Annotated in this window: 1 protein-coding gene; it reads right to left on the reverse strand. The window is 41.9% G+C overall.

What is annotated here, in order from left to right; genetic code table 11:
- The coding region (locus tag SD455_RS16730) for an IMP cyclohydrolase (protein WP_445508764.1) at positions 1–236 on the reverse strand (236 nt) is incomplete at both ends.

Genomic DNA, 236 nt, shown 5'->3' on the forward strand with positions numbered 1-236 from the left:
GGATTGACATTGCATAATTGAAATTGCCATTCTCAATATGCATCACACCAGAAATACGTGGTGTGTAGTTCGGACCATCCGGCTCGAATTCTCTAGAACGAAGAGACTGCTCAAAAGTAAGCTGCTTATCCATTCCTTCATAAATCGTATCTGTCTGATCCCCGTTTGTTACGATCGTTTTATTACCCAATACTCTGACCGGTGCGTATATAATCAGACTTGGGTCTGTAAGCTTC

It is taken from the genome of Nesterenkonia sp. K-15-9-6 (assembly GCF_052656005.1).